The sequence below is a fragment of the Rhodoferax sp. genome (genome assembly GCF_030646845.1).
Taxonomy (GTDB): domain Bacteria; phylum Pseudomonadota; class Gammaproteobacteria; order Burkholderiales; family Burkholderiaceae_C; genus Rhodoferax.
Window position 1 is genome coordinate 74,685 of record NZ_JAUSLE010000021.1, and the last position, 25,438, is coordinate 100,122.

Consider the following 25,438-nt stretch of genomic DNA (forward strand, 5'->3'; position numbering starts at 1 on the left):
GTCACAGCAATCGATTACGGAAAGAGCCCACTTGAATAGCCAGGAACCCGCAGCCCGGAAGGTCATACCCATCGTCCCGCAGGAGGCCGACGAGGCCATGATTTCCCTGTATGCGGCGCACGAGAAAATCTATCCGCGAAGTGTCTCGGGGTTTTTCTCCAACTGGCGGTGGGGGATGGTCTTTCTGACGCAATTGGTGTTCTACGGACTGCCCTGGCTGGAGTGGGGGCAGCGTCAGGCCGTGTTGTTTGACCTGGGTGCCAGGCGCTTCTACATTTTTGGACTGGTGCTGTACCCGCAGGATTTCATTTATCTGACGGGTCTTCTGGTTATCTCGGCGCTGTCGCTGTTTCTTTTTACGGCGGTGGCAGGGCGTTTGTGGTGTGGCTATGCCTGCCCCCAGACCGTGTACACCGAGATTTTCCTTTGGATCGAGAAAAAAGTTGAAGGCGATCGCTCGGCCCGCATGCGACGTGACGCCCAGCCCTGGTCCCTTGAAAAGGCTATGCGCAAAGCGGGCAAACACTTTTTTTGGCTGGCCTTGGCGCTTTGGACCGGGTTCACCTTTGTGGGCTATTTCACGCCCATCAAAGAGCTTGGCATCGAGTTCCTGCAGTTGAGCATGAGTTCATGGGAGGTCTTCTGGACCTTCTTCTATGGCTTTGCGACCTACGGCAACGCCGGCTTCATGCGTGAGCAAGTGTGCAAGCACATGTGCCCCTATGCGCGCTTCCAGAGCGCCATGTTTGACAAAGACACATTGATCGTGACCTACGACGCCGAGCGGGGCGAGCCGCGGGGGGCCAGGTCACGCAAAGCCGACACCGCAGCGCTGAACCTTGGTGCCTGCGTGGACTGTACGCTGTGCGTCCAGGTCTGTCCGACCGGCATTGACATTCGAAAAGGGCTTCAGTACGAATGTATCGGGTGTGGTGCCTGCGCTGATGTGTGCGACACCGTGATGGACAAGATGGGCTACCCGCGGGGTCTGGTGAAGTACACCACTGAGAACGCCATGAACCAGCATTGGACCAGTGCGCAGACCTGGCGTCATGTCTTCAGGCCCCGTATTTTGATATATACGTCGATTCTTGCGGTGATCGTCGTCGCCATGCTCGTCAGCCTGTCACTGCGCACGCCGTTCAAGGTTGATGTGGTCCGTGACCGGGGCGTGATGGCACGTGTTGTCTCCGGTGGCAAGATCGAGAACGTTTACCGACTTCAGGTCATGAATGCCACTGAAGTGACGCAGCGTTACCAAATCACAGTGACTGGCTTGCCAGGCTTGATGGTGAGCTCCGAGAATGTCGTGACGGTGGATTCCACCCAATCGCGTTGGGTCGCGGTGCGGGTGCAAGCGCCCTTTGACACCGCGACACCGGGCTCGCACCCGATTCAGTTTGAGATTGCCTCTTTGGACTCCCCGGGGAGTCTTTCGGAAAAATCGGCATTTTTAGTACCACGGTAAGGATTGGTTATGCAACAAAGCACTCTTCGTTCGCCCGCTCCCTGGTGGAAGTTTGGACATGTCTGGCTGATCCTGGCGGGCCCGGCCATCGTGGTTGTCGCAAGTTTTGTGACCTTCTACCTTGCAGTGACGAGGCCTGATCCGGTCATTTCTGACGACTACTATCAAAAAGGGATTGAGATCAACAAGACATTGGGGGACGATGCCAATGCCGCCAGTCTGGCGCCGGCATTGCAGGCGCGTAACCATGCGCAGACCGGCGTTGTGCCGGCATCCAAAGACGCCACCAAACCCTGAGCCTAACGGTTTCAACACGCAGGAACCCAAACATGTTGTCTCAACGAATGATGTGGATCGCCTGGCCCGCCTTTCTGGTGGCATGCGTCCTGGAGGCGCTGGTATTTGCGATGGTTGACCCGCAAGACCTGCACTGGTTTGGCCAGCCCATAGCGCTTTCACGTCAAGGCGTCTACACGGTGGCTTTTTTCCTGTTTTGGGGCATCGCCATGGTGTCCAGTGGACTGACGACATTGCTGGCGATGTCTCCGTTCGAGGTCAACCGCTGCCCGCTGCCGGACAACGACAGGCCGGATGGCTGCCCAAAGCAAGGGTCCTGCTAGGGCGGTGTTGCCAGGGAAATTCAGTTGCAGGGTTTGGGATTGACAATATCCCTCAGCATGTCGGTGTTGAGAATGCGGACATGGCGTTGCTTGACTTCCACAATGCCCTCTTCAACAAATTTTGAAAATGTCCGGCTCACGGTTTCGAGCTTCAACCCCAGAAAACTGCCGATTTCTTCACGGGTCATTCGGAGTATCAGCTCTGACTGGGAGAAACCCCGGGCATGCAGTCGCTGAACCAAATTCAGCAGAAACGTGGCAAGGCGCTCTTCTGCCCGCATGCTGCCGAGCAACAGCATGACGCCATGTTCCCGGACGATCTCACGACTCATGATCTTGTGAACGTGGCGCTGCAGGGCATTCACTTCACGCGACAGTTCTTCAATCCGGTCAAATGGCATGACACAGACTTCGGCGTCTTCCAGGGCGACCGCGTCGCAGGTGTGGTGGTCATTCACAATGCCGTCAAGACCGATGACTTCACCGGCCATCTGGAATCCGGTTACCTGATCCCGACCGTCTTCTGACGCCACACAAGTCTTGAAGAAGCCGGTCCGGATGGCAAACAGGCTGGTGAATTTCTCGCCATTGCGAAAGAGCGTGGTGCCGCGCTTGACCGTACGCCGGGCCGCCACCACGTCGTCGATACGATCCAGTTCCTCCCTGCTCAGGCCGATGGGCATGCACAGTTCCCGCAAGTTGCAGTTGGAACAGGCGACTTTGATGGTTTGAGGGTTCATACAAGTGATTTTGGCACCAAAAGACAGCCAGGCCTGATGTGGGTCAAATCTTCTGTACCTGCATGTTGACACTTTTGATGCAAATCAAGAAATCATTTTTTCTTTTCAGGCATATTTGACAGGCTTGCCAAGGAGTCGCCATGAATGCAGCTGTTGCAGAACCCATTTCCGAAGACCTGTTGCGTCGGTTTGACGTGTCTGGGCCTCGTTATACCTCCTACCCTACGGCGGATCGCTTTGTCGAGGCTTTTTCAGTTGAAGACTACACCCAGGCCTTGATGCTTCGGCGTTCCGGGGCGGCCGCCATGACACTGCCGCTGTCCTTGTACGTTCACATCCCTTTTTGTGAGTCCCTGTGCTACTACTGCGCCTGCAACAAGATCATCACCAAGCACCATGACCGTGCCGCACCGTATTTGCGTTATCTGAGTCGCGAGGTGGACTTGCACACAGCCCTGCTGGGTGTTGGTCAAGCCGTGACGCAATTGCATCTCGGTGGGGGAACCCCCACTTTTCTGTCAGACGACGAACTTCGCGAATTGATGGCGATGTTGCGTCGCAACTTCACCTTGGCACCGGGTGGTGAGTATTCCATCGAAGTCGATCCCCGCACCATCGACGCCGGACGGCTGGATACGCTGGCAGAGTTGGGATTCAATCGCTTGAGCTTTGGTGTTCAGGATTTTGATCCCGAGGTGCAAAAGGCCGTGCACCGCGTCCAGCCTGCGGAACAGGTTTTTGCCCTGGTGGAGGCGGCGCGTCAGCGCAATTTTGATTCCATCAACGTCGACCTGATCTATGGTCTGCCTCGTCAGAGCCCGGAATCATTCGACCGTACCCTCGCGCAGGTGACCGAGTTGCGTCCCGACCGCATCGCCCTGTATGCCTACGCGCACCTGCCAGAGCGCTTCAAGCCGCAACGCAGAATCTCCACCGTGGAGTTGCCGGGAGGCTCGGCCAAGGTGGCCATGCTGGCGCGCTCCATGGCGGCGTTCATGGAGGCCGGCTATGTCTATGTGGGGATGGATCACTTCGCACTGCCCACCGATGCGCTGGCAATTGCCAAGCGGCAGGGGCGTTTGCATCGCAATTTCCAGGGTTACAGCACCCAGCCGGATTGCGACCTGATCGGGCTTGGCGTTTCGTCCATTGGCCGCATCGGGGCCACCTACAGCCAGAACGCCAAAACGCTGGAAGAGTACTACGACTATCTGGATCAGGGGCATTTTCCGGTGGTGCGTGGCCTTGCGCTCTCACGCGACGACCTGGTTCGCCGGGCCGTGATCATGGCCCTGATGTGCCAGGGGCAAGTCTCGTTTGAGTCCATCGAACTGGGCTATCTGGTGGACTTCCGCAATTACTTTGCCTCTGAAATTGAGGCTTTGCACAAACTGGCCGAACAGGGGCTGGTTACCGTGGACGACAGTGGCATTCAGGTGACGGACATGGGCTGGTTCTTTGTGCGTGCGGTGGCCATGGTCTTTGATCGCTATTTGCAGACTGACCGCACGCGCGCCAAGTTTTCCAAGATCATTTAGCATCGTCCGATGCAATTGTCTCTTGCGATGACGGCGCTTTTGATGGGTTTGGCCGGAGGGCCACACTGTATCGCCATGTGTGGCGCCGCCTGTGCCGGCATTGGACAGGCCGCAGGCCCGCGCAAAAACTCGGCCATGTGGAGTTTCCAGCTGGGGCGAATATTGGGTTACTCCGCTTTGGGAGCACTGGCGGCGGCCTCCATGCAGGGCTTGGGCTGGTTGACAGTTCAATCGGCAGCGTTGCGCCCGGTGTGGACACTCTTCCATGTGGCGACCGCGTTGCTTGGCATGTTGCTGCTGTTGAAAGCACAGCAACCGGTCTGGCTGGAGCAGGCGGGGCGAAAGATATGGTCTGGCGCACGTTCACTGGCCGCCGGCCGGGGCAGGGGAGCGCCGCTGGTGATTGGGGCGCTGTGGACTTTTCTGCCCTGCGGGCTCCTCTATTCGGCCTTGCTGGTCGCGACTTTGACGGGCAGGGCACTCGAAGGCGCCATGGTCATGGCTTTGTTTGCGTTGGGTACCAGCGTGTCGATGATGGCGGGCCCGTGGCTCTGGTTGCGTTTGCGTGGAAAAGGCACTGGTGAATGGGGCGTTCGACTGGCGGGTCTGGCACTGGCTGCCAGTTCGGTCTGGGCTTTGTGGATGGGTTTTGCCCACGACGCCGCACCATGGTGCGTGACCCCCTGACTGTCGCCCACCCGCTATCATGCGTATGATGGCTACGCTCAGAAATGTCTCGCATGGATGCACCCACACCTCTGAATGAAGCTCAGCGTCTGAAGGCATTGCGAACATACGCCATCCTGGACACCCCCGCAGAGCAGGCTTACGATGACATAGTCAAACTGGCCTCGTTAATCTGCGATGTGCCCATTGCGCTGATTTCCATGATTGACGAAGACCGTCAATGGTTCAAGGCAAAAGTAGGGCTGGGCGCTCTGCAGACACCCCGAGGCGAGGCTTTTTGTGCCCACGCCATTTTGAATCCAGGGGAGCTCATGCAAGTGCATGACGCCTCCCTTGACCCGCGCTTTGCCGACAACCCACTGGTAACAGGTGATCCGAAGATCCGTTTTTATGCCGGCGCGCCGCTGGTGACTGCGTCAGGTGTTGCGATGGGGACCGTTTGTGTGATTGACCAGGTGCCCAGAACGCTGGAGCCACGCATGGTGGAGGCGCTGGAGGCGCTGTCGCGGCAGGTCGTCGCCTTGCTGGAACTTCGACACGCCCACCGCAAGCTCGAACTTCTTGCTGCCGAGCAGCAGGAGCGGCAAATACAGCTTGAAGGCTATCAGAAGCAGCTTGAAGGCTTGAACCAGATTCTGGTAGAGCAAAACACCATCGATGCCTTGACCGGCCTGAAGAATCGCCGGGCCTTTGACCGTATCCTGAGTGAAGAGTTGTCGCGCAGCGGGCGCGCAGGCTCTTCCCTGGCATTGATCTTCATCGATGTGGATCACTTCAAGGCATTCAATGACGAGTTTGGCCACATTGCTGGTGATGGGGCGCTTCAGCAGATCGCCCTGATGCTTCAGTCGCAAGCCCGCCCCTATGATCACGCGGCGCGCTATGGCGGGGAGGAGTTTGTTCTGATCCTGCCGGACACTGGCATGGACGCCAGCATGGTGGTGGCTGAGCGCATACGCGACGCGATGCAATATGTCCACTGGCAGCACAGGCCCATGACAGTCAGCATCGGCGTGACAAGTACCACCGCGGTTGACGGCAGCGTGAGCTTGGTAGGCCGTGCCGACAGGGCGCTTTATGCGGCCAAACGCAAAGGGCGAAACTGCGTGGTGTATCTGGGTGAGGACAGCTGAGACCGTGCGTAGCGGGCGCCTGCCCAGCTGAGCCGTTTGCTCGATCAACGCGCCTTGACCCGGTCGCCGTCCTTGAGCTTGGTGTCCGGGTAGACAATCACCTGGGTGTCTTTGGTCAAGCCTGACTTGACCCATGCTTCGACGCCGTTGCGTGCTGTCACTTCAATTTCTTGCAGGCGGGCACGGCCTTTGTCCAGCACAAAAAGGCCTGAACGCGCACCGACCGGAAACAGCGCGCTGACTGGAATCTTGACGGCGTTGTCCACCACCTGAACAAGCACCCGCACATCGACCTTGAACCCATCACCAAGGGTGTGCCATTTCTCGGGCGGCGAGGTGATGTCAATCACCGCATTGACGCGCTGCTCTTCCACGCCCAGGGCTGAGACTTTGGTGAATGCCGCCGGCTCGATCAGTCGCACCTGGCCCTCCAGGACGTCCGGTCCGCCCCAGTTCGAGAGCTGCACTGCGGTCCCTGGCTTGATCTGCGCCGCTTCTTCGGTCAGGATATCCACGACCACTTCCAGCTGCCGCGGGTCGCCCAGTTCCATGATCGGCGTGCCCGCCATCACGATGCCTTCACTCTGTTGCAGTACCTTCAGCACCTTGCCGGACACCGGTGCCCTGACCTCGTAGGCGCGCTGCAGCCCGTCTCGCGGGGACTGCGAGAACTGCCGCAGGGCTACGCGTGACTGTTCCAGCTCATGGCGCGTGGCTACTTCTTCCTGACGCGCACTCTCCAGTTCTTTTTCGCGCAGGCGCACGTTCAGTCGTCCGGTTTCATTCTGGTTGGGAGAGACAAAACCCTGCTGGGCAAGCGCTTCGCTGGGCTTGAGATCAGCACGCGCCTGGTCCAGCGCCGCACCAGCCCGCTCCGCATTGGCTTGTGCCCGCGCGACCGAGGCCTGCATCGCGCCAATGCGCGCACTTTGCTCGGCGCGGGTGCGCTCATCAAGCAATGCCGGAGCCACTGGCCAGAATGTCGCCACGGCGGCGTCACGCACCACTGTATCGCCTTGCTTGAGGAGGATGCGTGCCACGCGACCCGCCAGCGGCGCCGAGACGACATAACGGTCGCGCAAGCGCGTCTTGCCATCCTCCTGCACAGAACGTTCAAACCGTCCCTGGGTCACCGTGGCGATTTCGACCTCTGCCGGGGTGGGCATGAAGGCCCACCCCAGCAATGCCAGAGCCAGCAGGCTGACGATGCCAATCCATATTTTTCTTTTCATTTTTTCTCCAGTTTTCCTATTCGCGCGTCTTGAGCACACCAACGAGATCCAGCGTATCCACCCGGCGGCGCACAATCAGCGCGCTGACAATTCCGGCGCCAAAAACGCACAGGACAGCGTACGCGTAGGTGGCGGGCTCGATCACGAGAGGAAAATAGAACTCATCCGTTTTGATCAAGCCGACAATGGTCGATGCAAGGAAGTAGCCCAGTGCCATTCCCAAGGGTGTGGCGAGCACAATTTCAATGGCCAGTTCGCCAAGCAGAAACGCCGATACCTCGCCACGGGTGAATCCGAGCACGCGCAGACTGGCCAGCTCCCAAGCGCGTTCTGCCAGCGCAATGCGGGCGTTGTTGTAGACCACGCCGATGGCGATGATGGTGGCAAATGCGGTCAAAATGCCGCTGAACACCATCAGGTTGCGCGCGGTGACGTCCTCGATGTTCCGTTTCATCACAGATTTGCTGAAAGCCGCCGCGACCCGCGGAAGCTCTTTGAGCTCGTTCAACAACTCGGCGTCGTGCCCACGGTTCACGGCGATGGTGACCTGATTGACGATATCGCCCTCCCGGAGCAGGGCGTTCAATGCGTGCCTTTCGATGTAGGCGTTCATCCCCAGCATCTCGGTCACGACGCCTGCCACGTTGATTTCCAGCGCTTCGCGCCGCCCTTCCAGAAATTCCAGGCGCACCGTGTCGCCGGGCTTGACCTTGAGTCGATCTGCCAGGCGATCGGTCAGCAGTAGACCATTGAGCGGCGGATTGATAACCTGGTGCTCCAGACCGACGATGCGGTGCAGCTCGGGCTGGCTGGTTTTTCCCTGGATGGCCCCGCGCCAGGTGTGATTGGCGTTGACCAGCCGTGCGGAGACGGTCCGCGCTCCTTCCACTGCCGTGACATGCGGTAGTCTGGCCATTTCGTGCTGGATGCGGGCCGGTGTCGCCTCGATCAGACCGATCGTCACATCCCCGCGCAGAACCTGATTGAACTGGGTGTGCATCAGGACTGCGATCGAGTCGCGCCAGAACGCGCCGGTGATCACGATGGCCATCGCCACGGCAATGCCGAAGATGGTCAGTCCGGTGCGCAGGGGGCGGCGTTCCATGGTTCGCAAAATCATGCGAACCGCTGGAGAAAACCAGTGCTGCAAGCCCCAGCGCTCAACCAGCATTGGTTTGTAGACCCCGGGCGAGGACGGGCGCATGGCTTCGGCGGGTGCCAGTTGCACGGTGGCCCGAATGGCACTCAGCGTGGCCAGCACGGCCGCCGACATGGCAACGCCGACAGCCGCGAGAATCAGCGCCGGTTTGACCCGATAGCTCAACTCCGGAAAACGGAACACGTCTGCATAGATGCCTACAAACCAGTGCCCCAGTACCGCTCCCAGGGTCAGACCCATGGCCAGCCCCAACACCACAATCACCAGTACCAGTTTCAGATAGTGCAGGCCGATGGCCCGGTTCTCGTAGCCGAGCGCCTTCAGGGCGGCAATCTGCTCGCGCTGTGTTGCGATCTGCCGGCTGAGCACGACATGCAGCAAGAACCCCGCCACGGCCAGGAAAATGCTGGGCAATACCGTTCCGAGCACGCGCTGCTCCTTGATCTCGGAGTCAAGAATCATGTGAGACATCTGCTGATCACGGCCGTGGGCGTTGATCCCGCCATAGGGTGTGAGCAGCCGGTTCAGTTGATCGATCACCGGCCCCTCGGTACCCCCCGGGCCAAGGCGCACCGCCACCTGGTTAAAGGCGCCTTCCATGTTGTAGGCCGCGGCCAGAGCCCGCCGGTCGATCCAGAAGACGCCAAAGCCACGCTGATCCGGTGAACCGGCCAAGCCCGCGAAGATGTACTCGGGCGAGAGCGCAACGCCCACAATCAGCAACTCTTCGCGCTTGCCATTGACCAGAGCACCAATGCGGTCACCGGGTTTGAGCTGGCGACCGATCGCAAAGCCTTCTGACACCAGCGCTTCGATGGCGCCACTGCGATGTGTCTCGATCATGCGCCCGCTGCGCAGCTGCACCTTGTTCAGACGTTGCGGCGTTCGCGCATCAATCCCGATCAATCGGCCAACGATGGGGTCAGCGACGTCCGGTATGGTGATCGGTACCAGTTCGGTGAGCGAAGTTTCGACATGGGCCGCGCCGGGAATGGTCTCAAACTGGCGCTCCAGCGAAAGGGGCGCCCTTTTGAGCGTGGCAAACACATCGGCAAAACGCGCATCGGCGTAGTAAAGATCGCGTGACCACGACAAAGCATCGTAGGCGCTGAAGGTCGTGATGAAGCCGGCCACGCTGCTGGCCACGACCAGAGCGATGGTCAGCGCCTGGCTCCACATCAGGCGCAGGTCCCGGAGGAGCTTGCGGTCAAGCGCTTTCACCAGGGACCTCTCACCAGGAAAGCTCGGACGGTTTGAGTTTGTGGGCGTTCTGCTCAACGCGCTGGATGCGCCCGCCACCCAGGTACAACACGCGATCCGCCATGCCGGCAATCGCCGCGTTGTGCGTGATCACGATGGCAGTGGTGCCCAGTTCCCGGTTTATGCGCTCGATCACTTCCAGCACCAGTTTGCCGGTCACGTAGTCCAGGGCGCCAGTGGGCTCGTCGCACAGAAGAACCTCGGGGCGTTTGACAATGGCGCGCGCAATGGCCACGCGCTGCTGCTCGCCGCCAGACAGCTGGGACGGAAAGTGATCCAGCCGCTCCGCCAGTCCGACCAGGCCCAGCGCCTCATCGGCGGGCATGGGGTTGTCGGCAATGTCGGTGACCAACTCAACGTTCTCGCGCACCGTCAGGCTGGGTATCAGGTTGTAGAACTGAAACACAAAGCCCACATGCTCGCGCCGGTACTGGGTGAGCTGCGCCTCGGTCGCCGCAGTGAGGTCATGTTCGGCGAAACGGGCGATGCCGCTGGTCGGGCGGTCCAGGCCGCCCAGGATGTTGAGCAGGGTCGATTTGCCACTGCCCGACGGACCCAGCAGAACGATGAACTCGCCACGATAAATTGTCAGGTCCACCTCTCGCAGGGCATGGACCTTCACCTCGCCCATCTGGTAGGTTTTGCTCAGGCTCTGGGCAGTGAAGATGGCGGGGCGACCGGCCTGGTCAACCGGCAGCTCGGTCGGCTGTTCGGCGGTGGAGGGCTTGGCAAGTGGGGCGGTGAGCACAGTCTGGGCCTTGTGGGTTGGCGCTTTCAGCGGACACTATCTCATGCATCAGGACCGCGGCAATTGACGCATGTCATGATTCTGCAGGTTTTAGCGTGACAGGGATAATCCTTCCCATGTCGAGCCTGAAACCCGTTCCCCCTGACCGCTGGAAGCTGTCCGTCGCCCCGATGATGGACTGGACTGACCGCCATTGCCGCTATTTCCATCGACTGCTCTCGCGCCACGCGCTGCTTTACACCGAAATGGTGACCACCGGCGCCTTGATTCACGGCGATGTGCCACGCCATCTGCGCTACAACGTCGAAGAGCATCCACTGGCGCTTCAGCTCGGTGGCAGCGAGCCGGCGGACCTGGCCCATTGCGCCAGGCTGGGCGAGCAGTGGGGTTATGACGAAATCAATCTGAACTGTGGTTGCCCGAGTGAGCGTGTGCAGCGCGGCGCATTTGGCGCCTGCCTGATGGCCGAGCCACAGCTGGTGGCGGATTGCGTCAAGGCCATGGTGGATGGGGTGCAGGTGCCTGTCACCGTCAAACACCGCATTGGCATCGACAAGTCTGAAAGCTATGACTTCGTGCGTGATTTCGTGGGCACAGTGAGCGAAGCGGGCTGCCACACCTTCATCGTGCATGCCCGCAACGCCTGGCTGAAGGGCTTGAGTCCGAAAGAAAACCGCGAAGTGCCGCCGCTGCGCTATGAGTGGGCCCACCGCCTCAAAAGTGACTTCCCGCACCTGGTCATTGCCGTCAACGGCGGCATCACCACCACCGCGCAGGTGCAGGAGCAATTGCAGCATGTGGACGGCGTGATGCTGGGCCGCGAGGCTTATCACAACCCCTGGCGGCTCAGTGAGTGGGATACAGCGTTTTACGGTGCCGCCCCGACCGGGCTGACCCGTGAGCAGGTGGAGGAGCAGATGGTGAGCTACATGGAGCGAGAGGCCGCCGAACACGGCACGCCCTGGTATCCAATTGCCCGCCACATGCTGGGTCTGCGCCACGGGCTGCCGGGCGCGCGCCGGTGGCGGCAGGTCTGGAGTGATCACAAAGTCAAGGATCTGCCTGCGCGGGATGTGATGGCTCAGGCGCACGGAGCTGCGTTTGCCGCGGCTTGAATTGCATCACCGGTGGGCGTTGACGCTGATCTGGTTCACGCCGGCGCTCTGGGCCGTCAATTACATCGTTGCGCGTGCCGCCCCCGGCGTGGTGGAGCCGCATACGCTGGCCCTGGGCCGCTGGGCCCTGGCGGGTGCCCTGCTGGCGTTCATGGCCCGCGCCGAGCTTTGGCGCGAGCGACGCGCGATCGCCGCCGTCTGGTACGAGTATGTGGTGTTGGGATCACTGGGCATGCTGGTCTGCGGCGCCTGGGTCTACGTGGGCGCAAAAACCACCGGGGCGATGAACATTGCGCTGATCTATTCAGCGTCCCCGGTGCTGATTGCATTGGGGGCCGTGGTCTGGCTGGGCGAACGCTTCGCCGCACGGCAGGTGCTGGGTGTCGTGGTGGCCATGGCTGGCGTGATGCACGTGATTGTGAAGGGGCAGTGGACGGCTCTGGCGAACGTTCAGTGGGTGGCGGGCGACGGCTGGATCGTGCTGGCGATGGTGTCCTGGGCCCTCTACGCACTGCTGCAGAAAAAATGGCCCAGCTCTTTGAGTGCCACGGCCCGCCTTGCCGCCATTTGCGCCGGTGGCGTGCTGGTTCTGCTGCCGTTCGCGGTATGGGAAATGGGCCTGCCCAGCACACCGGCCTGGAGCCGGCAGGCGACCTGGCTGATCGTGGTCGCGGCGCTGCTGCCCGGCCTCGGTGCGTACCTGATCTACGGTTGGTCGCAAAAAATACTGGGCGCCAGCCGGGTCGCCGTGACGCTCTACTTGGGGCCGCTGTACGCCGCATTGGCGGCCTGGGGCGTGCTCAACGAGCCGCTGGGCTGGCATCACCTCTTAGGCGCAGCCCTGATCCTGCCGGGGGTCTTTTTGGTGACGCGCACCACGCGTGCGCCGTGAGGCGATGGATTCCATTTTTTTATATGGTGAATTGGGCTCCAGCCCTCGTTGATAATGCGTATGTAGCTATAAATAAGATAGCAAAACTACCTCTGCTTCGGGTGCCGGCTCCCCAAGACCCGGCAAGGTATCATGGCGGGGTGTTTCGCGGGCTGCCCGACAGCCCCTGACCCAGTCAAATCAACTTCAGCTAGCGTCAGCGATCCGTGCGTCTCAATTCAATCAAGTTATCAGGGTTCAAGTCCTTCGCCGAGCCGACCAATTTCATGTTGCCGGGGCAACTGGTGGGTGTGGTCGGGCCCAATGGCTGCGGCAAGTCCAACATCATGGATGCCGTGCGCTGGGTGCTGGGCGAGTCCAAGGCGTCGGAGTTGCGTGGCGAGTCCATGCAGGACGTCATTTTCAATGGCACCAACACGCGCAAACCGGCCAGCCGCGCCAGCGTGGAGCTGGTGTTCGACAACGCTGACCATCGTGCCGGTGGCCAGTGGAACCAGTTCGGCGAGATTGCCGTCAAACGCGTGCTCACCCGCGACGGCACCAGCAGCTACTACATCAACAACCAGCCGGTGCGCCGGCGTGACGTGCAGGACGTATTCTTGGGCACGGGCCTGGGGCCACGGGCCTACGCCATCATTGGCCAGGGCACCATCAGCCGCATCATCGAGTCCAAGCCCGAAGAGCTGCGCCTGTTCCTCGAAGAGGCCGCCGGGGTCTCCAAATACAAGGAACGCCGGCGCGAGACTGAAAACCGCCTGTCCGACACGCGCGAAAACCTGACCCGGGTGGAAGACATCCTGCGCGAGCTCAATGCCAATCTGGAAAAGCTGGAGAAGCAGGCCGAGGTGGCCAAGAAGTACAACACGCTGTCCGCCGACGTCACGCTCAAGCAGCATCAGCTCTGGTTTCTCAAGCGCACCGAGTCCGAAGGTGATCAGGCCAAGGTCAAGGCCGATGCGCAGGGCGCGGTCAATGCACTGGAGAGCCGGGTCGCGGACTTGCGCCACATCGAGGCTGAACTGGAAACCGTGCGCCAGGCCCATTACGCAGCCGGAGATCAGGTCAACCAGGCCCAGGGCCTGCTGTATGAAGCCAGTACCGAGGTCGGGCGGCTGGAAGCCGAGATCCGCTTTGTGGTGGAAGGCCGTCAGCGCGTCGAGCAGCGCCTGGCCACGCTCAAGGAGCAAACCGCCCAGTGGGCCACCCGCGAGGATGACGCGCAGCGGGAAATAGAAAACCTGCTGGAACTGGCCATGCTCGGGGAAGAAAAAACCGAACTGCTGGCGGCCCAGGTGGAAGACCAGGCCCAGCAGTTGCCGGATCTGGAAGAGGCCTTGCGCCTGGCCCAGAAGGGCGCCAATGAGCAGCGCGCCAGTGTGGCTCAGGTGCAGCAGCAGATTCAGGTGCTCGCCGCCGACCAGCGCAGCATTGAGGAGCAGTCACGCCAGCTCACCGGCCGCCGCGAGCGCCTGAGCGCGGACCGCAATGCACTGGCAGCCCCCGATGAAGCACGCCTGCTGAATCTGCAGAGCCAGCTCGCGCAGGCGCAGGAGACGGCCAGCGTGGCAGAAGGGCGCTTGCATGAGTTGCAGGACACCGTGCCGCAGCTTGACGAGACCCGGCGCCAACAGCAGCAGGTGGTTAACACGGAGTCGGCCCGGCAGGCGGATCTGTCGGCCCGCATGGAGGCGCTCAAGGCCTTGCAGGAAAAAGTCAAGACCGACGGCAAGCTGCAACCCTGGCTGGCAAAGCACGGGCTGGACGGCTTGCAGGGGCTGTGGAGCCGCATCCACATTGAGCAGGGCTGGGAAAACGCGCTGGAAGGCGCTCTGCGCGAGCGCCTCGGCGCGCTGGAGGTCTCGCGCCTGGAGATGGTGCGGGCCTTTGGCAATGATGCGCCCCCGGCCAAGCTCGCGTTTTACAGCCCGCCATTGGCCTCTGCGCCGGAACAGGCTTGCCTGCTGCCGCGCCTGTCCGATTTGCTGCGCATCAACGATGCAGGTCAAAAAGCCGTGCTGGCCGATTGGCTGCAAGGCTGCTTCACCGCCCCCAGTTTTGAAGAGGCCCTGGCCAGCCGTGACAAGCTGCAGCCGGGCGAGATGATCTTTGTGAAATCCGGTCATGCCGTGGGCCTGTACAGCGTGAGCTTTTACGCCCCGGATTCGGAGCAGGCCGGTTTGCTGGCCCGTGCCCAGGAAATCGAAAACCTGGAGAAACAGCTGCGGGCGCAGGCCCTGATTTGCGATGAATCCCGCTCCGCGCTGGTGCGGGCCGAGGCCGCGTATGCCGATGCGTCGCAGCGGCTGGTGGTCGTGCGCCGCGAAGCGGCCGAGAGCCAGAGCCGGGCTCATGAACTGCAGGTGGAAACCCTGCGCCTGTCCCAGCTGGCCGAGCAGGCCCGTGTTCGCAGTGAACAGATTGCCGGTGACCTGGCCGAGGTGGATGCCCTGTTGGACGATCTGCAGGAGCGCCGCGTGACGGCAGAGGGGCGTTTTGAAGAGCTGGACATGCAGCTGGCCGACACCCAGGAACGCCATGCCCAGCTCGACGAGCGCGTGATCAATGCCGAGCGCAAGCTGAACGAATGCCGCGAGCAGCAGCGCAGTCTGGAGCGCCAGGCACAAGAGGCGACTTTTTCCATGCGCAGCCTGGACGCACGCAAGGCCGAATTGTCGCGCGCGATTGAAACCGCAGCGCAACAGGCAAATTCGATAAAGGCGGAGGAGCAGCGAGCCCATGAAGAACTGACGCGGCTGAATGACGCGGCCGCCCAGGGCGGCCTGCAGAATGCCCTGGCCGTCAAGCTTGAGCGCGAGAAGGCACTGGGGGCCAAACGCAGCGAATACGACGATCTGACTGCGAAGCTGCGCGCCAGCGACGAGCGTCGCCTGCAGCTTGAGCGCGAGCTGGACCCCTTGCGTCAGCGTATCACTGAATTTCAGCTCAAGGAACAGGCCGCGCGCCTGGGCTTTGAGCAATACACCCAGTTGCTCACCGAGGCGCAGGCTGATCTGGAACTGGTTGCCAGATCCATCGAGGAAGGCAATGTGCGGGTGGGCGGCATGCAGGGCGAGATTGATCGCATCAACCGCGACATTGCGGCCCTGGGCGCCGTCAACCTGGCAGCGCTCGATGAACTGGCTGCCGCCAGTGAGCGCAAGCACTTTCTGGATGCCCAGTCCGCCGACCTGAATGAAGCCATGACGACGCTGGAAGACGCCATCAAGAAGATCGACGGTGAGACCCGCGACCTGCTGGCCGGCACCTTCAACGCGGTCAATGAGCATTTTGGCAAGATGTTCCCCGAACTGTTTGGCGGCGGCAACGCCCGGCTCGTCATCACGGGTGAAGAAATCCTTGACTCCGGCGTGCAGGTGATCGCCCAGCCGCCGGGCAAGAAGAACCAGACCATTCATCTGCTGTCGGGTGGCGAAAAGGCACTGACGGCCATTGCGCTGGTGTTTGCGATCTTCCAGCTCAACCCGGCGCCATTCTGTCTGCTCGATGAGGTGGATGCCCCTCTGGACGACGCCAACACGGAGCGCTACGCCAAGCTGGTGTCCAGCATGAGCAAGCAGACCCAGTTTTTGTTCATCAGCCACAACAAGATTGCCATGGAAATGGCCGAGCAGCTGATCGGCGTGACCATGCAGGAGCAGGGTGTGTCCCGCATCGTGGCGGTGGACATGGATGCGGCGATCTCGATGGCAGAAGCGGTCTGATGCCCATGAGTACGCTACAGATCGGTCTGGCGGTGGCGGGTGGTGTGGTGCTGGCGGCCATGGTGGCGCACGGCGCCTGGACGTCGCGCCGGAACCTGCCCCGGCAGGCGTCCCCCGACGAGTCCGCATCCGAACTCCCGGCAGACAGAAACATCGAGCCCGGACTGGATGTGGCGGCGTTCGACGTGGCCAATTTCCCCCTGCCGGTGCCGGAGAAAAAACCTTCCATGGACGCCTTGATTGACGTCATTGCGCCGATTGCGCTGGAAGGCGTGGTGTCCGGTGACGCCGCACTGGCTGCGATGCCAACGACGCGACGGGCGGGCAGCAAACCGTTTTCCATCGAAGGCTGCAATGAGACCAGCCAGCGTTGGGAAATACCGGTGGCGGGCCAGCGTTATGTCGCGTTTCAGGCGGGGGTGCAGCTGGCCAACCGGTCGGGTGCGCTCAACGAAATCGAGTATTCCGAATTCGTGATGAAAACCCAGGCCTTTTGCGACGCCATCAATGGCACGCCTGATTTTCCCGAGATGCTGGATGAAGTAGCCCGGGCCCGTGAACTGGACCAGTTCGCCGGCGACCACGATGCCCAGCTCGGCTTTGTGTTGCGGGCCCGCAATGCGGCCTGGAGTCCGGGTTACGTGCAGCAAAATGCCAGTCGCCTGGGGTTTATCGCGGGCTCCATACCGGGGCGAATGGTGGTGCCTGCCAGTACTGCCGGCATGCCACCGGTGCTGGGTCTGAGTTTTGACACGCAGGCGGCCATGGCCGACGATCCGGCGCAGTCGGCGGTGCGGGAGCTTGTCATCAGCCTGGACGTGCCCCAGGTCGATCGCAGCGAACAGGCCTTTGTCCGCATGCGCGAGGTGGCGCTGTCGCTGGCCGACAGCATGGACGGTGTCGTGACTGACGACAACGGCTTGCCCCTGCCGGCCGAGGCCATGGACGTGATTGGCGCCGAGCTGGAACATCTTTATGACACGCTGGATCAGCGTGATTTGTCCGCCGGCTCGGCGCTGGCGCGACGCCTGTTCTCCTGAATTTCACAAGTTTCCCGGTCACGTCATGGTCACGAAGGATTTGTTTGCGTCCGAGGCATCGCCGCCGGACCCTGCCCATGTCGAGCAACTCAGGCGCGCCCTGCATGAGCATGCGCATCGCTATTACGTGCTGGATGAACCCACCGTTCCGGACGCCGAGTACGACCGCCTGTTTCAGGAATTGCAGGCCATCGAGGCGCAGCATCCCGAGCTGGTAACACCGGATTCCCCGACGCAGCGTGTCGGTGGTCGTGCCCTTGATGAGTTCGCCAGTGTGCGCCATGCCGTGCCCATGCTGAGCATTCGCACCGAAACGGATACCGAAGCCAGCGGCGCACAAAATTTTGATGCCCGCGTGCGCCGTGAACTCGGCCTGGACGAGTCGGCGCCTGCGGTGGAGTATGTGGCCGAGCCCAAGTTCGACGGCCTGGCCATGAGCCTGCGCTACGAGCGCGGTGTGCTGGTGCAGGCGGCGACCCGCGGCGATGGCGAAGTGGGTGAAGACGTCACGCAAAACATCCGCACCATTGGCCAGATCCCCTTGCGGCTACCGGCCGGCGTGCCCGACATACTGGAAGTGCGTGGCGAGGTGTACATGCGCCGCGATGATTTCGAGACCCTCAACGAGAGGCAGCGGGAGCGGGGGCAAAAGACCTTCGTCAACACCCGCAATGCCGCCGCCGGTGCGGTGCGCCAGCTCGACCCCGCCATAGCCGCCCAGCGCCCCTTAAGCTTCTTCGCCTACGGTCTGGGCGAGGTCACGCCGGCGCAGGCGGGGGGCCCGGAGTTCGGCACGCACTATGAAATGCTGCAGGCCGTGAAGTTATGGGGTTTTCCGGTGTCAGCCCTCGTCGATATTGCGCGGGGTGCTACTAAATTGATAGCGTATTACGAGACGATTGGGCGGCAGCGCGACGGCCTGCCGTTTGACATTGACGGCGTGGTCTACAAGGTCAACAGCCTGGCGCTGCAGCGCCGCATGGGTTTTGTGACCCGCGAGCCGCGCTGGGCGGTGGCGCACAAGTTCCCGGCCCAGGAGCAGTTCACCACGGTCGTCGGCATTGAAGTGCAGGTCGGCCGTACCGGCAAACTCACGCCCGTAGCCAAGCTCGCCCCGGTGTTTGTGGGTGGTGTGACGGTGACCAACGCCACACTGCACAACGAAGACGAGGCCCGGCGCAAGGACGTGCGCGTGGGCGACACGGTGATCGTGCGCCGTGCCGGTGACGTGATTCCCGAAGTGGTGGCGGTGCTGCCCGAGAAACGTCTGCCGGACGCGAAAGAGTTCACCATGCCGCGCCAGTGCCCGGTGTGCGGCAGCGCGGCCGTGCGGGAGGAGGGCGAGGTGGACTACCGTTGCACCGGCGGCCTGTTCTGCAGTGCCCAGCGCAAGCAGGCGATCCTGCACTATGCGCAGCGCCGGGCAGTGGAAGTGGAGGGCCTGGGCGAAAAACTGGTCGATCAGCTGGTGGACGGCAACGTCATCCGCACCCTGCCCGACCTGTACCGGCTGGGCCTGACCTCGCTGGCCAGTCTGGACCGGATGGCGGACAAATCAGCGCAGAACATCATTGAGGCGCTGGAGAAATCGAAGCACACCACGCTGCCACGTTTTCTGTTCGGGCTGGGCATCCGCCATGTGGGTGAGGCCACCGCCAAGGAACTGGCGCGCCACTTCGGCAGCCTGGACGCCGTCATGGACGCTACGCTGGAGCAACTGCTGCAGGTGAGTGACATTGGCCCGATCGTGGCCCTTAGCGTGCGCACATTTTTCGATCAGGCGCACAACCGCGAGGTGGTGGAACAACTGCGCGCCTGTGGCGTGACCTGGCAAGAGGGGGCACCGGCGCCGGTCACGCCCAAGCCGCTCACCGGCAAGACCTTCGTCCTCACCGGTACCTTGCCGACCCTGAGCCGCGACGAAGCCAAAGACCTGATTGAAGCGGCTGGCGGCAAGGTGGCCGGCTCGGTCAGCAAGAAGACCAGTTATGTGGTGGCCGGTACCGAGGCGGGCAGCAAGCTCGACAAGGCGCAGGAGCTGGGCGTTGCCGTGCTGGATGAAGCGGGCTTGCAGGCATTGCTTGCGGGCTCCGAATAGCGGGTCTTTTCAGGAGGTGTTCGCCGCATTGGCAGTTCGCCGGGAGCGGGTGAAAGGGGTAGGATGTGACGATCATCCAATCCCGTGCAATCACCCAGGTCCATGGCGGTCCGGGCCCATAACAATACAGGAGCGCTTTCACAATGCAGCAACTCAAACGGTGGCAGTTCAAGCGGATAGGCGCGCGGCTGGGGGTCGGTTTTGGCGTTGTTTTGGCGCTCATGCTGTTGATGCTGGTCGCGGCGGGTATTCAACTGTGGCGAATTCAGTCGCACAACGCTGAAAGCGCACGTCATACCGAGCGCCTGGTGCAGGTTCAGGAGTGGTCGGCGCTGGTGAGCAGCAATCTGGACCGGGCCTTGACGGCATCCCGACTGGATGCGTCAATCGGTGACGATGAGACGGTACGAGCCCGGCTGAACAATGTTTTGAACAAACTCAACGAGGACATGGCCGCCACTGGCACTGCCACCCTGGAGCTGCAAAAGAAGGTGTCCGCCATGACGGACGAAGCCACGGTCTCTGCGCTGGTGGCCAGAGTCAACGAATCCCGTGCCCGCTTTGTGGGCATTCGTGCCCAGGTTCGTGATGACATCCAGATGGGTGAAGGCGGCAAGCGCATCGACTCCGAATTGGTGCCACTGGCGCAATCCCTGCGCAAGTCGCTGGACGAACTTGCAGTCAACCTCAAGGCACGCAATACCGCCGCGACGAGAGGGCTGGCCGATACGGTTCAGGAGGCCCGCCTGATCCTGATTGCCATTTGCGCTGTTGCCCTGGCGGCTGGCGCACTCATTGCATGGCTTACAACGCGCGCAATCACAAGACCCATGCGCGATGTCGTCTCGATCGCCCAGGAGATCGCCAATGGCGATCTGTCGCACGCGTTCGAATCGGATCGACCGGATGAGATTGGCTCGATGTTGCGGCGGCTGTCGCAGATGCAGATAAAGTTGCATGACGCGTTTTCCGACATCCGCCAGTCCACCGGGGAGATCCAGCTTGCCAGCAGCGAGGTTGCAACCGGCAATGCCGATCTGTCCCAGCGCACCGAACAGACCGCAAGCAATCTGCAGGAGACGGCATCCTCCATGGCGCAGCTGACGGGCACGGTCAGGCAATCCGCCGACTCGGCCAGCACAGCCAGTCAGCTGGCCGCATCGGCCGCGCTGGTGGCACAGCGCGGTGGTCAGGTGGTGGCGGAGGTGGTCACCACCATGGATGAAATCAACGACAGCTCCAACCGGATTGCCAGCATCATCGGCGTGATTGATGGCATCGCTTTTCAAACCAATATTCTTGCCCTCAACGCGGCGGTCGAGGCCGCTCGTGCCGGGGAGCAGGGTCGCGGTTTTGCCGTGGTGGCGTCGGAAGTGCGCAGTCTGGCGCAGCGCTCTGCCGAGGCCGCGAAAGAAATCAAGGGGCTGATTGGCACCAGCGTGGACAAGGTCGAAACCGGTGCCCGGCTTGTGAAACATGCCGGGAGCACGATGGATGAAATCGTGGCCAGCGTCCAGCGTGTCACCGACATCATTGCGGCCATCAGCGACGCGTCTTCAGAGCAGAGCCAGCGCATCGATCAGATCAATATCGCCGTGAACCAGCTCGACAAGATGACTGAGCAGAATGCCTCTCTGGTGGAGGAGTCTGCGGCCGCGGCAGAAAGCCTGGAGGATCAGGCAAAGAGGCTCGCCAGTGTCGTGGCGACGTTCCGTCTTGGCTAGAAGCCGACCATCTCTGTACTGGCAGACCATCTCGACCAACTCATGACTCATCAAACCATTCTGAAAATGGGCGATCCGCGCCTGCTGCGCATCGCCCAAGCCGTGACCCAGTTTGATACCGACGAATTGCATCTGCTGATCACGGACATGCTGGACACCATGCTGGCAGCCGATGGCGCCGGGCTGGCGGCACCGCAAATCGGGGTTGACCTGCAAGTGGTGATTTTTGGCAGCAACGCGCGCAATCCGCGCTATCCGGACGCGCCGCTGGTGCCAAAAACCGTGTTGATCAACCCCGTGATCACGCCGCTGCCGCCATCAGATGGCGGTGTGACGGCCCTGGAAGTTGAGGACTGGGAAGGCTGTCTGTCCGTGCCGGGCCTGCGTGCCATGGTGCCGCGTTTCTCGCGCATTCGTTACACCGGCTTTGACCAGTATGGCGACCCGATCGACCGCACGGTAGAGGGCTTTCATGCGCGGGTGGTGCAGCACGAGTGTGATCACCTGATCGGCAAGCTGTACCCGATGCGGGTGCGGGATTTCAGCCGGTTTGGCTTCACGGATGTTCTTTTTCCGGGGCTGGACGCGCCGCAGGACGACTGAACCCGGCGCGGCGCCAGCGCGATCCCGAGCCCAGTGTTGCTATTAATTCAATAGCTGTTCAGGCAATCAATACGGGGGCTAGAGCACTAAAATGCATCAAGCCAGTGCTTCCAGCAACTCCGTCTCAATCTCGATCTGCGCCCGGTTGTGCTGCAGCTCGGCGCCCTGGATCAAAAAGGTGTCGTCCACGCGCTCACCCAGGGTGGCGATTTTGGCCAGTTGCAGGTTGATGTTGTGCTTGGCCAGCACCCGCGCCACGCAGTACAGCAAGCCCACCCGGTCACTGGCCGAAATATTGAGCAGCCAGCGCTGGGCTTTTTCATCGGGACGCAGGGTGACCCTGGGCGTGATGGGGAAGCTCTTGACCCGGCGCGACACCCGTCCGCGACTCGGCGGCGGCAGCGGCCCGGTCTGGGCAATCGCGCGCGCCAGCTCGCTCTCCACCATGCTGGTGAGTTCCCGGTAGTGTTCGGGCAAGACCGATGTGGTCACCTGAAATGTGTCCAGCGCATAGCCGTTGTTGGCCGTGTGCACGCGTGCGTCCAGGATGCTGAAGCCGCCCTGGTCAAAGTAGCCGCAGATGCGCGCGAACAGGTCGCGCTGGTCCGGCGTGTACACCAGCACCTGCAGACCCTCGCCCACGGGCGACTGGCGGGCCCGCACGATGGACTTGCCGGACCCCATGTGGCGTGAGAGCTGCCGGGTGTGCCAGGCGATGTCGGCCGCGTCGTGGCGCATGAAGTAGCCCACGTCCAGCGTATCCCACAACGGCTTGTGGGCCTCAAAGGGCAGGGCATGCAGGGCCAGCATGACCAGCGCCTCGCGCTTGCGGGCCTCCACCTCGGCATCGGGGTCGGGTGCGCGCCCACCCAGTGAGCGCAAGGTCAGGCGGTAGAGGTCTTCGAGCAGCTTGCCCTTCCAGGCGTTCCAGACCTTCGGGCTGGTGCCGCGAATATCGGCCACGGTCAGCAGATACAGGGCGGTGAGGTTGCGCTCGTTGCCCACACGTCTGGCAAACGCCTGGATGATGTCCGGGTCACTGAGGTCGGACTTCTGGGCGATGCGGCTCATCGTCAGGTGCTCGTGCACGATGAACTCGATCAGGCTGGCATCGGAGCGGTCAATGGCGTGCTGTTTGCAGAACCGCCGTACTTCGGAGGATCCCAGTTCCGAGTGGTCGCCGCCGCGGCCCTTGGCGATGTCGTGAAACAGTGCTGCGACGTACAGGATCCAGGGCTTGTCCCAGCCCGAGGCCAGCTGCGAACAAAACGGGTATTCGTGGGCGTGCTCGACGATAAAGAAGCGCCGCACATTGCGCAGCACCATCAGGATGTGCTGGTCCACCGTGTAGACATGAAACAGGTCGTGCTGCATCTGCCCGACGATGCGGCGGAAAACCCACAGGTAGCGCCCCAGCACCGAGGTCTCGTTCATCAGCCGCATGGCGTGCGTGATGCCGTCGCGCTGCATCAGGATCTGTTTGAAGGTCTCGCGGTTCACCGGGTCACGGCGGAACCCGGCATCCATCAGGTCACGGGCGTTGTAGAGCGCGCGCAGGGTGCGTGCCGACAAGCCCTTGAGGCCGACCGTGGTCTGGTAGAGCAGAAAGGTTTCCAGAATGGCGTGTGGCTCGCGCTCGTACAGGTCGTCGCTGGCGACCTCCACCATGCCCGCCTTGTCAAAGAAGCGCGCATTGATCGGCTGAAGCGCGTGCGTGGAGGGGTTGAGCCGCTCCTCGATGTTGAGCAGCAGAATCTGGTTGAGCTGCGTCACAGCCTTGGCCGCCCAGTAGTAGCGGCGCATCAGGGCTTCGCTGGGTCGCACAAAGGCGCGTTTGTCCGTAGTGGTCGAAGGCGCCTCATAGCCAAAGGACTTCGCCACGGCGCTTTGCAGGTCAAACACCAGCCGGTCTTCGCGGCGCTGCGCAATCAAATGCAGCCGCACGCGAATCAGCCGCAGCAGCGCTTCGTTGTGTTTGATCTGTTTGACTTCAAAGGTGGTGGTCAGGCCACCCCTGGCCAGCGCGTCCCAGTTGCCGCCATAGCCGGCCGCCTTGGCCACCCACAGGATCACCTGCAGATCGCGCAGCCCGCCGGGGGACTCCTTGCAATTGGGCTCCAGCGAATAGGGTGTGTTGTCGAACTTGGTGTGGCGCTGGCGCAGTTCAAGTGTCTTGGCGACAAAAAACGCCTTGGGGTCGATCGCGGAAAAAAACTGTTTTTCAAATCCGGCAAACAGCTCGGTGTTGCCTGTGATCAGCCGCGATTCGATCAGCGAGGTCTGGATGGTGACGTCCCGCGCGGCCTCGTTCAGGCACTCGGAGACAGTGCGCACGCTGGAGCCGATCTCCAGCCCGGTGTCCCAGCAACTGCCAATGAAGCCTTCAATCCGGGCCTTGAGTTGTGGATCGTTGTCCGGCGACTGGTCGTCCGGCAACAGCACCAGCACATCCACATCGGAATAGGGAAACAACTCACCGCGCCCGAAGCCACCGACGGCCGCCAGCGCAAAGGGGCGCTCAAACCCGGCGCGCTGCCACAGTGTCTTCAGCGTGGCATCCGCCAGCGCCGACAGCTTGCCCAGCGCGGCGCGCACCCCCCGGGTGGATGAACTGCCGCCGGACGCCAGCGACTGCAGCAGCGCTGCCTTCTCGGCACGGTAGTGCGTGCGCAGCGCCTGGAGATCCGTCATGACCGGTTACGCAGTGAATCGCGGCAGCGGCAACTCAGACGGTTGCAGGCGCGGATGCGGGCGCAAGCACGGGCACGAATGACGGGATGGGCGGACTGCCTGCAGACAGTGTCAACACCTCGTAACCGGTCTCCGTGACCAGCACGGTGTGCTCCCATTGCGCTGACAGCGACCGGTCTTTGGTGACGATGGTCCAGCCGTCGCCCATTTCCTTGATTTCCTTGCGTCCGGTGTTGAGCATGGGCTCGATCGTGATCGTCATGCCGGCCTTGAGCTGATCCAGCGTACCGGGCCGGCCGTAGTGCAGGATCTGGGGCTCTTCGTGGAAGCTGCGGCCAATGCCATGGCCGCAGAACTCGCGCACCACGCTCAGGCCGTGGCCTTCGGCAAAGGTCTGAATCGCATGCCCGATGTCGCCCAGATAAGCGCCGGCCCTGACCTTGACAATGCCATGCCACATGGCCTCGTAGGTCAGTGTGCACAACCGTCTGGCCGCCACGGAGACATCGCCCACCATGAACATGCGGCTGGAGTCGCCATGCCAGCCATCCTTGATGACGGTGACGTCGATGTTGACGATATCGCCCTTTTTCAGCGGCTTGTCATTGGGAATGCCGTGGCATACCTGATGGTTGATGGACGTGCAGATCGCCTTCGGGTAGGGGTTATGGCCGGAGGGCGCGTAGTTCAGAGGGGCGGAGATGGCATGCTGCACCTGGGTGGTGTAGGCGTCGGCCAGTTTGTCCAGCTCATTGGTGGTAACGCCGGGTTTCACGAAGGGGGCCAGGTAGTCCAGCAGTTCAGCGGCCAGGCGCCCCGCCACACGCATTCCTGCGACGCCTTCTGCGTCTTTGTAAGTGATAGTCATGGCGCAATTATCCCATTGGGGGCGGTTTTTCGCGGCCGCCGGCTGCGACGGGCAGTTAAAATCTAGGGTTTTCACGGACAGGCCCAATGAGCGCATGCGC

Annotated in this window: 19 protein-coding genes; 13 read left to right on the forward strand and 6 right to left on the reverse strand. The window is 61.7% G+C overall.

Annotated elements, in window-relative coordinates; all coding sequences use genetic code 11:
• Window positions 1-31: 31 nt before the first annotated feature.
• The 3 genes from ccoG to Q7T10_RS05590 are packed head-to-tail and all read left to right on the forward strand — an operon-like array spanning window position 32 to window position 2,088.
• Entirely contained in the window at window positions 32-1,468 is a 1,437-nt protein-coding gene (gene ccoG / locus Q7T10_RS05580) for a cytochrome c oxidase accessory protein CcoG (protein ID WP_370653733.1), read from the forward strand.
• A gap of 9 nt (window positions 1,469-1,477) precedes the next feature.
• Complete coding sequence (locus Q7T10_RS05585; RefSeq protein WP_304746820.1) at window positions 1,478-1,765, forward strand: FixH family protein; 288 nt, start codon at window positions 1,478-1,480, stop codon at window positions 1,763-1,765.
• Between the two features lie 32 nt (window positions 1,766-1,797).
• Entirely contained in the window at window positions 1,798-2,088 is a 291-nt protein-coding gene (locus Q7T10_RS05590) for a hypothetical protein (protein ID WP_304746821.1), read from the forward strand.
• A gap of 20 nt (window positions 2,089-2,108) precedes the next feature.
• On the opposite strand, the gene fnr is transcribed toward Q7T10_RS05590, so the two are convergent.
• Window positions 2,109-2,828, reverse strand: a complete 720-nt coding sequence (gene fnr / locus Q7T10_RS05595; protein ID WP_304746822.1) for a fumarate/nitrate reduction transcriptional regulator Fnr — start codon at window positions 2,826-2,828, stop codon at window positions 2,109-2,111.
• Window positions 2,829-2,968: 140 nt separating this feature from the next.
• Between fnr and hemN the strand changes: the two genes are divergently transcribed.
• From hemN to Q7T10_RS05610, 3 genes are read left to right on the forward strand one after another with little or no spacing between them, the layout of a single operon-like run.
• Window positions 2,969-4,366, forward strand: a complete 1,398-nt coding sequence (gene hemN, locus Q7T10_RS05600; protein ID WP_304746823.1) for an oxygen-independent coproporphyrinogen III oxidase — start codon at window positions 2,969-2,971, stop codon at window positions 4,364-4,366.
• A gap of 9 nt (window positions 4,367-4,375) precedes the next feature.
• Window positions 4,376-5,053, forward strand: coding sequence for a sulfite exporter TauE/SafE family protein (locus Q7T10_RS05605; protein ID WP_304746824.1), 678 nt, complete (start codon window positions 4,376-4,378; stop codon window positions 5,051-5,053).
• 53 nt (window positions 5,054-5,106) lie between these two features.
• Window positions 5,107-6,186 (forward strand): sensor domain-containing diguanylate cyclase, encoded by a 1,080-nt coding sequence (locus tag Q7T10_RS05610; protein WP_304746825.1) that lies wholly within the window; start codon window positions 5,107-5,109, stop codon window positions 6,184-6,186.
• 44 nt (window positions 6,187-6,230) lie between these two features.
• On the opposite strand, the gene Q7T10_RS05615 is transcribed toward Q7T10_RS05610, so the two are convergent.
• From Q7T10_RS05615 to Q7T10_RS05625, 3 genes are read right to left on the reverse strand one after another with little or no spacing between them, the layout of a single operon-like run.
• The gene (locus Q7T10_RS05615; protein WP_304746826.1) at window positions 6,231-7,418 is read right to left on the reverse strand and encodes an efflux RND transporter periplasmic adaptor subunit; all 1,188 of its coding nucleotides are present in this window, start codon (window positions 7,416-7,418) and stop codon (window positions 6,231-6,233) included.
• Window positions 7,419-7,434: 16 nt separating this feature from the next.
• Window positions 7,435-9,798, reverse strand: coding sequence for an ABC transporter permease (locus Q7T10_RS05620; RefSeq protein ID WP_304746827.1), 2,364 nt, complete (start codon window positions 9,796-9,798; stop codon window positions 7,435-7,437).
• Window positions 9,799-9,808: 10 nt separating this feature from the next.
• Window positions 9,809-10,468, reverse strand: a complete 660-nt coding sequence (locus Q7T10_RS05625) for an ABC transporter ATP-binding protein (protein ID WP_304746930.1) — start codon at window positions 10,466-10,468, stop codon at window positions 9,809-9,811.
• 233 nt (window positions 10,469-10,701) lie between these two features.
• On the opposite strand from Q7T10_RS05625, the gene dusA reads away from it, so the two are divergent.
• The 7 genes from dusA (at window position 10,702) to def (ending at window position 21,779) form a co-directional block, all read left to right on the forward strand.
• On the forward strand, window positions 10,702-11,700 hold the full coding sequence (gene dusA / locus Q7T10_RS05630) for a tRNA dihydrouridine(20/20a) synthase DusA (RefSeq protein ID WP_304746828.1): 999 nt from the start codon (window positions 10,702-10,704) through the stop codon (window positions 11,698-11,700).
• Window positions 11,687-12,592 carry a DMT family transporter gene (locus tag Q7T10_RS05635; protein WP_304746829.1) on the forward strand — a complete coding sequence of 302 codons (906 nt, stop codon included), beginning with the start codon at window positions 11,687-11,689 and terminating at the stop codon, window positions 12,590-12,592. Before dusA ends, Q7T10_RS05635 begins: the two co-directional genes overlap by 14 nt.
• 206 nt (window positions 12,593-12,798) lie before the next feature.
• Window positions 12,799-16,314: a chromosome segregation protein SMC gene (gene smc / locus Q7T10_RS05640; RefSeq protein ID WP_304746830.1), complete on the forward strand. Its 3,516-nt coding sequence runs from the start codon at window positions 12,799-12,801 to the stop codon at window positions 16,312-16,314.
• Between the two features lie 5 nt (window positions 16,315-16,319).
• The gene (locus tag Q7T10_RS05645; protein WP_304746831.1) at window positions 16,320-17,354 is read left to right on the forward strand and encodes a cell division protein ZipA C-terminal FtsZ-binding domain-containing protein; all 1,035 of its coding nucleotides are present in this window, start codon (window positions 16,320-16,322) and stop codon (window positions 17,352-17,354) included.
• 25 nt (window positions 17,355-17,379) lie between these two features.
• Window positions 17,380-19,452, forward strand: coding sequence for an NAD-dependent DNA ligase LigA (gene ligA, locus Q7T10_RS05650; RefSeq protein ID WP_304746931.1), 2,073 nt, complete (start codon window positions 17,380-17,382; stop codon window positions 19,450-19,452).
• Between the two features lie 143 nt (window positions 19,453-19,595).
• Window positions 19,596-21,176: a methyl-accepting chemotaxis protein gene (locus Q7T10_RS05655; protein WP_304746832.1), complete on the forward strand. Its 1,581-nt coding sequence runs from the start codon at window positions 19,596-19,598 to the stop codon at window positions 21,174-21,176.
• A 42-nt stretch (window positions 21,177-21,218) separates the two neighbouring features.
• Entirely contained in the window at window positions 21,219-21,779 is a 561-nt protein-coding gene (gene def, locus Q7T10_RS05660) for a peptide deformylase (RefSeq protein WP_304746833.1), read from the forward strand.
• 96 nt (window positions 21,780-21,875) lie between these two features.
• On the opposite strand, the gene Q7T10_RS05665 is transcribed toward def, so the two are convergent.
• Together Q7T10_RS05665 and map are read right to left on the reverse strand one after the other, a co-directional pair.
• A complete protein-coding gene (locus tag Q7T10_RS05665; RefSeq protein ID WP_304746834.1) occupies window positions 21,876-24,470 on the reverse strand; it encodes a [protein-PII] uridylyltransferase in 2,595 nt (864 codons plus the stop codon).
• A gap of 34 nt (window positions 24,471-24,504) precedes the next feature.
• A complete protein-coding gene (map, locus tag Q7T10_RS05670; protein WP_304746835.1) occupies window positions 24,505-25,338 on the reverse strand; it encodes a type I methionyl aminopeptidase in 834 nt (277 codons plus the stop codon).
• Window positions 25,339-25,438 lie beyond the last annotated feature (100 nt).

Bases quoted from the DNA above. Each gene is read 5' to 3' on its own strand.
- Q7T10_RS05615 (WP_304746826.1), bottom strand. From the start codon at position 7,418: ATGAAAAGAAAAATATGGATTGGCATCGTCAGCCTGCTGGCTCTGGCA.
- Q7T10_RS05585 (WP_304746820.1), top strand. From the start codon at position 1,478: ATGCAACAAAGCACTCTTCGTTCGCCCGCTCCCTGGTGGAAGTTTGGA.
- def (WP_304746833.1), top strand. From the start codon at position 21,219: ATGACTCATCAAACCATTCTGAAAATGGGCGATCCGCGCCTGCTGCGC.
- fnr (WP_304746822.1), bottom strand. From the start codon at position 2,828: ATGAACCCTCAAACCATCAAAGTCGCCTGTTCCAACTGCAACTTGCGG.
- dusA (WP_304746828.1), top strand. From the start codon at position 10,702: ATGTCGAGCCTGAAACCCGTTCCCCCTGACCGCTGGAAGCTGTCCGTC.
- Q7T10_RS05625 (WP_304746930.1), bottom strand. From the start codon at position 10,468: ATGGGCGAGGTGAAGGTCCATGCCCTGCGAGAGGTGGACCTGACAATT.
- Q7T10_RS05645 (WP_304746831.1), top strand. From the start codon at position 16,320: ATGAGTACGCTACAGATCGGTCTGGCGGTGGCGGGTGGTGTGGTGCTG.
- ligA (WP_304746931.1), top strand. From the start codon at position 17,380: ATGGTCACGAAGGATTTGTTTGCGTCCGAGGCATCGCCGCCGGACCCT.
- Q7T10_RS05655 (WP_304746832.1), top strand. From the start codon at position 19,596: ATGCAGCAACTCAAACGGTGGCAGTTCAAGCGGATAGGCGCGCGGCTG.
- map (WP_304746835.1), bottom strand. From the start codon at position 25,338: ATGACTATCACTTACAAAGACGCAGAAGGCGTCGCAGGAATGCGTGTG.
- Q7T10_RS05605 (WP_304746824.1), top strand. From the start codon at position 4,376: ATGCAATTGTCTCTTGCGATGACGGCGCTTTTGATGGGTTTGGCCGGA.
- Q7T10_RS05665 (WP_304746834.1), bottom strand. From the start codon at position 24,470: ATGACGGATCTCCAGGCGCTGCGCACGCACTACCGTGCCGAGAAGGCA.
- hemN (WP_304746823.1), top strand. From the start codon at position 2,969: ATGAATGCAGCTGTTGCAGAACCCATTTCCGAAGACCTGTTGCGTCGG.
- Q7T10_RS05590 (WP_304746821.1), top strand. From the start codon at position 1,798: ATGTTGTCTCAACGAATGATGTGGATCGCCTGGCCCGCCTTTCTGGTG.
- Q7T10_RS05610 (WP_304746825.1), top strand. From the start codon at position 5,107: ATGGATGCACCCACACCTCTGAATGAAGCTCAGCGTCTGAAGGCATTG.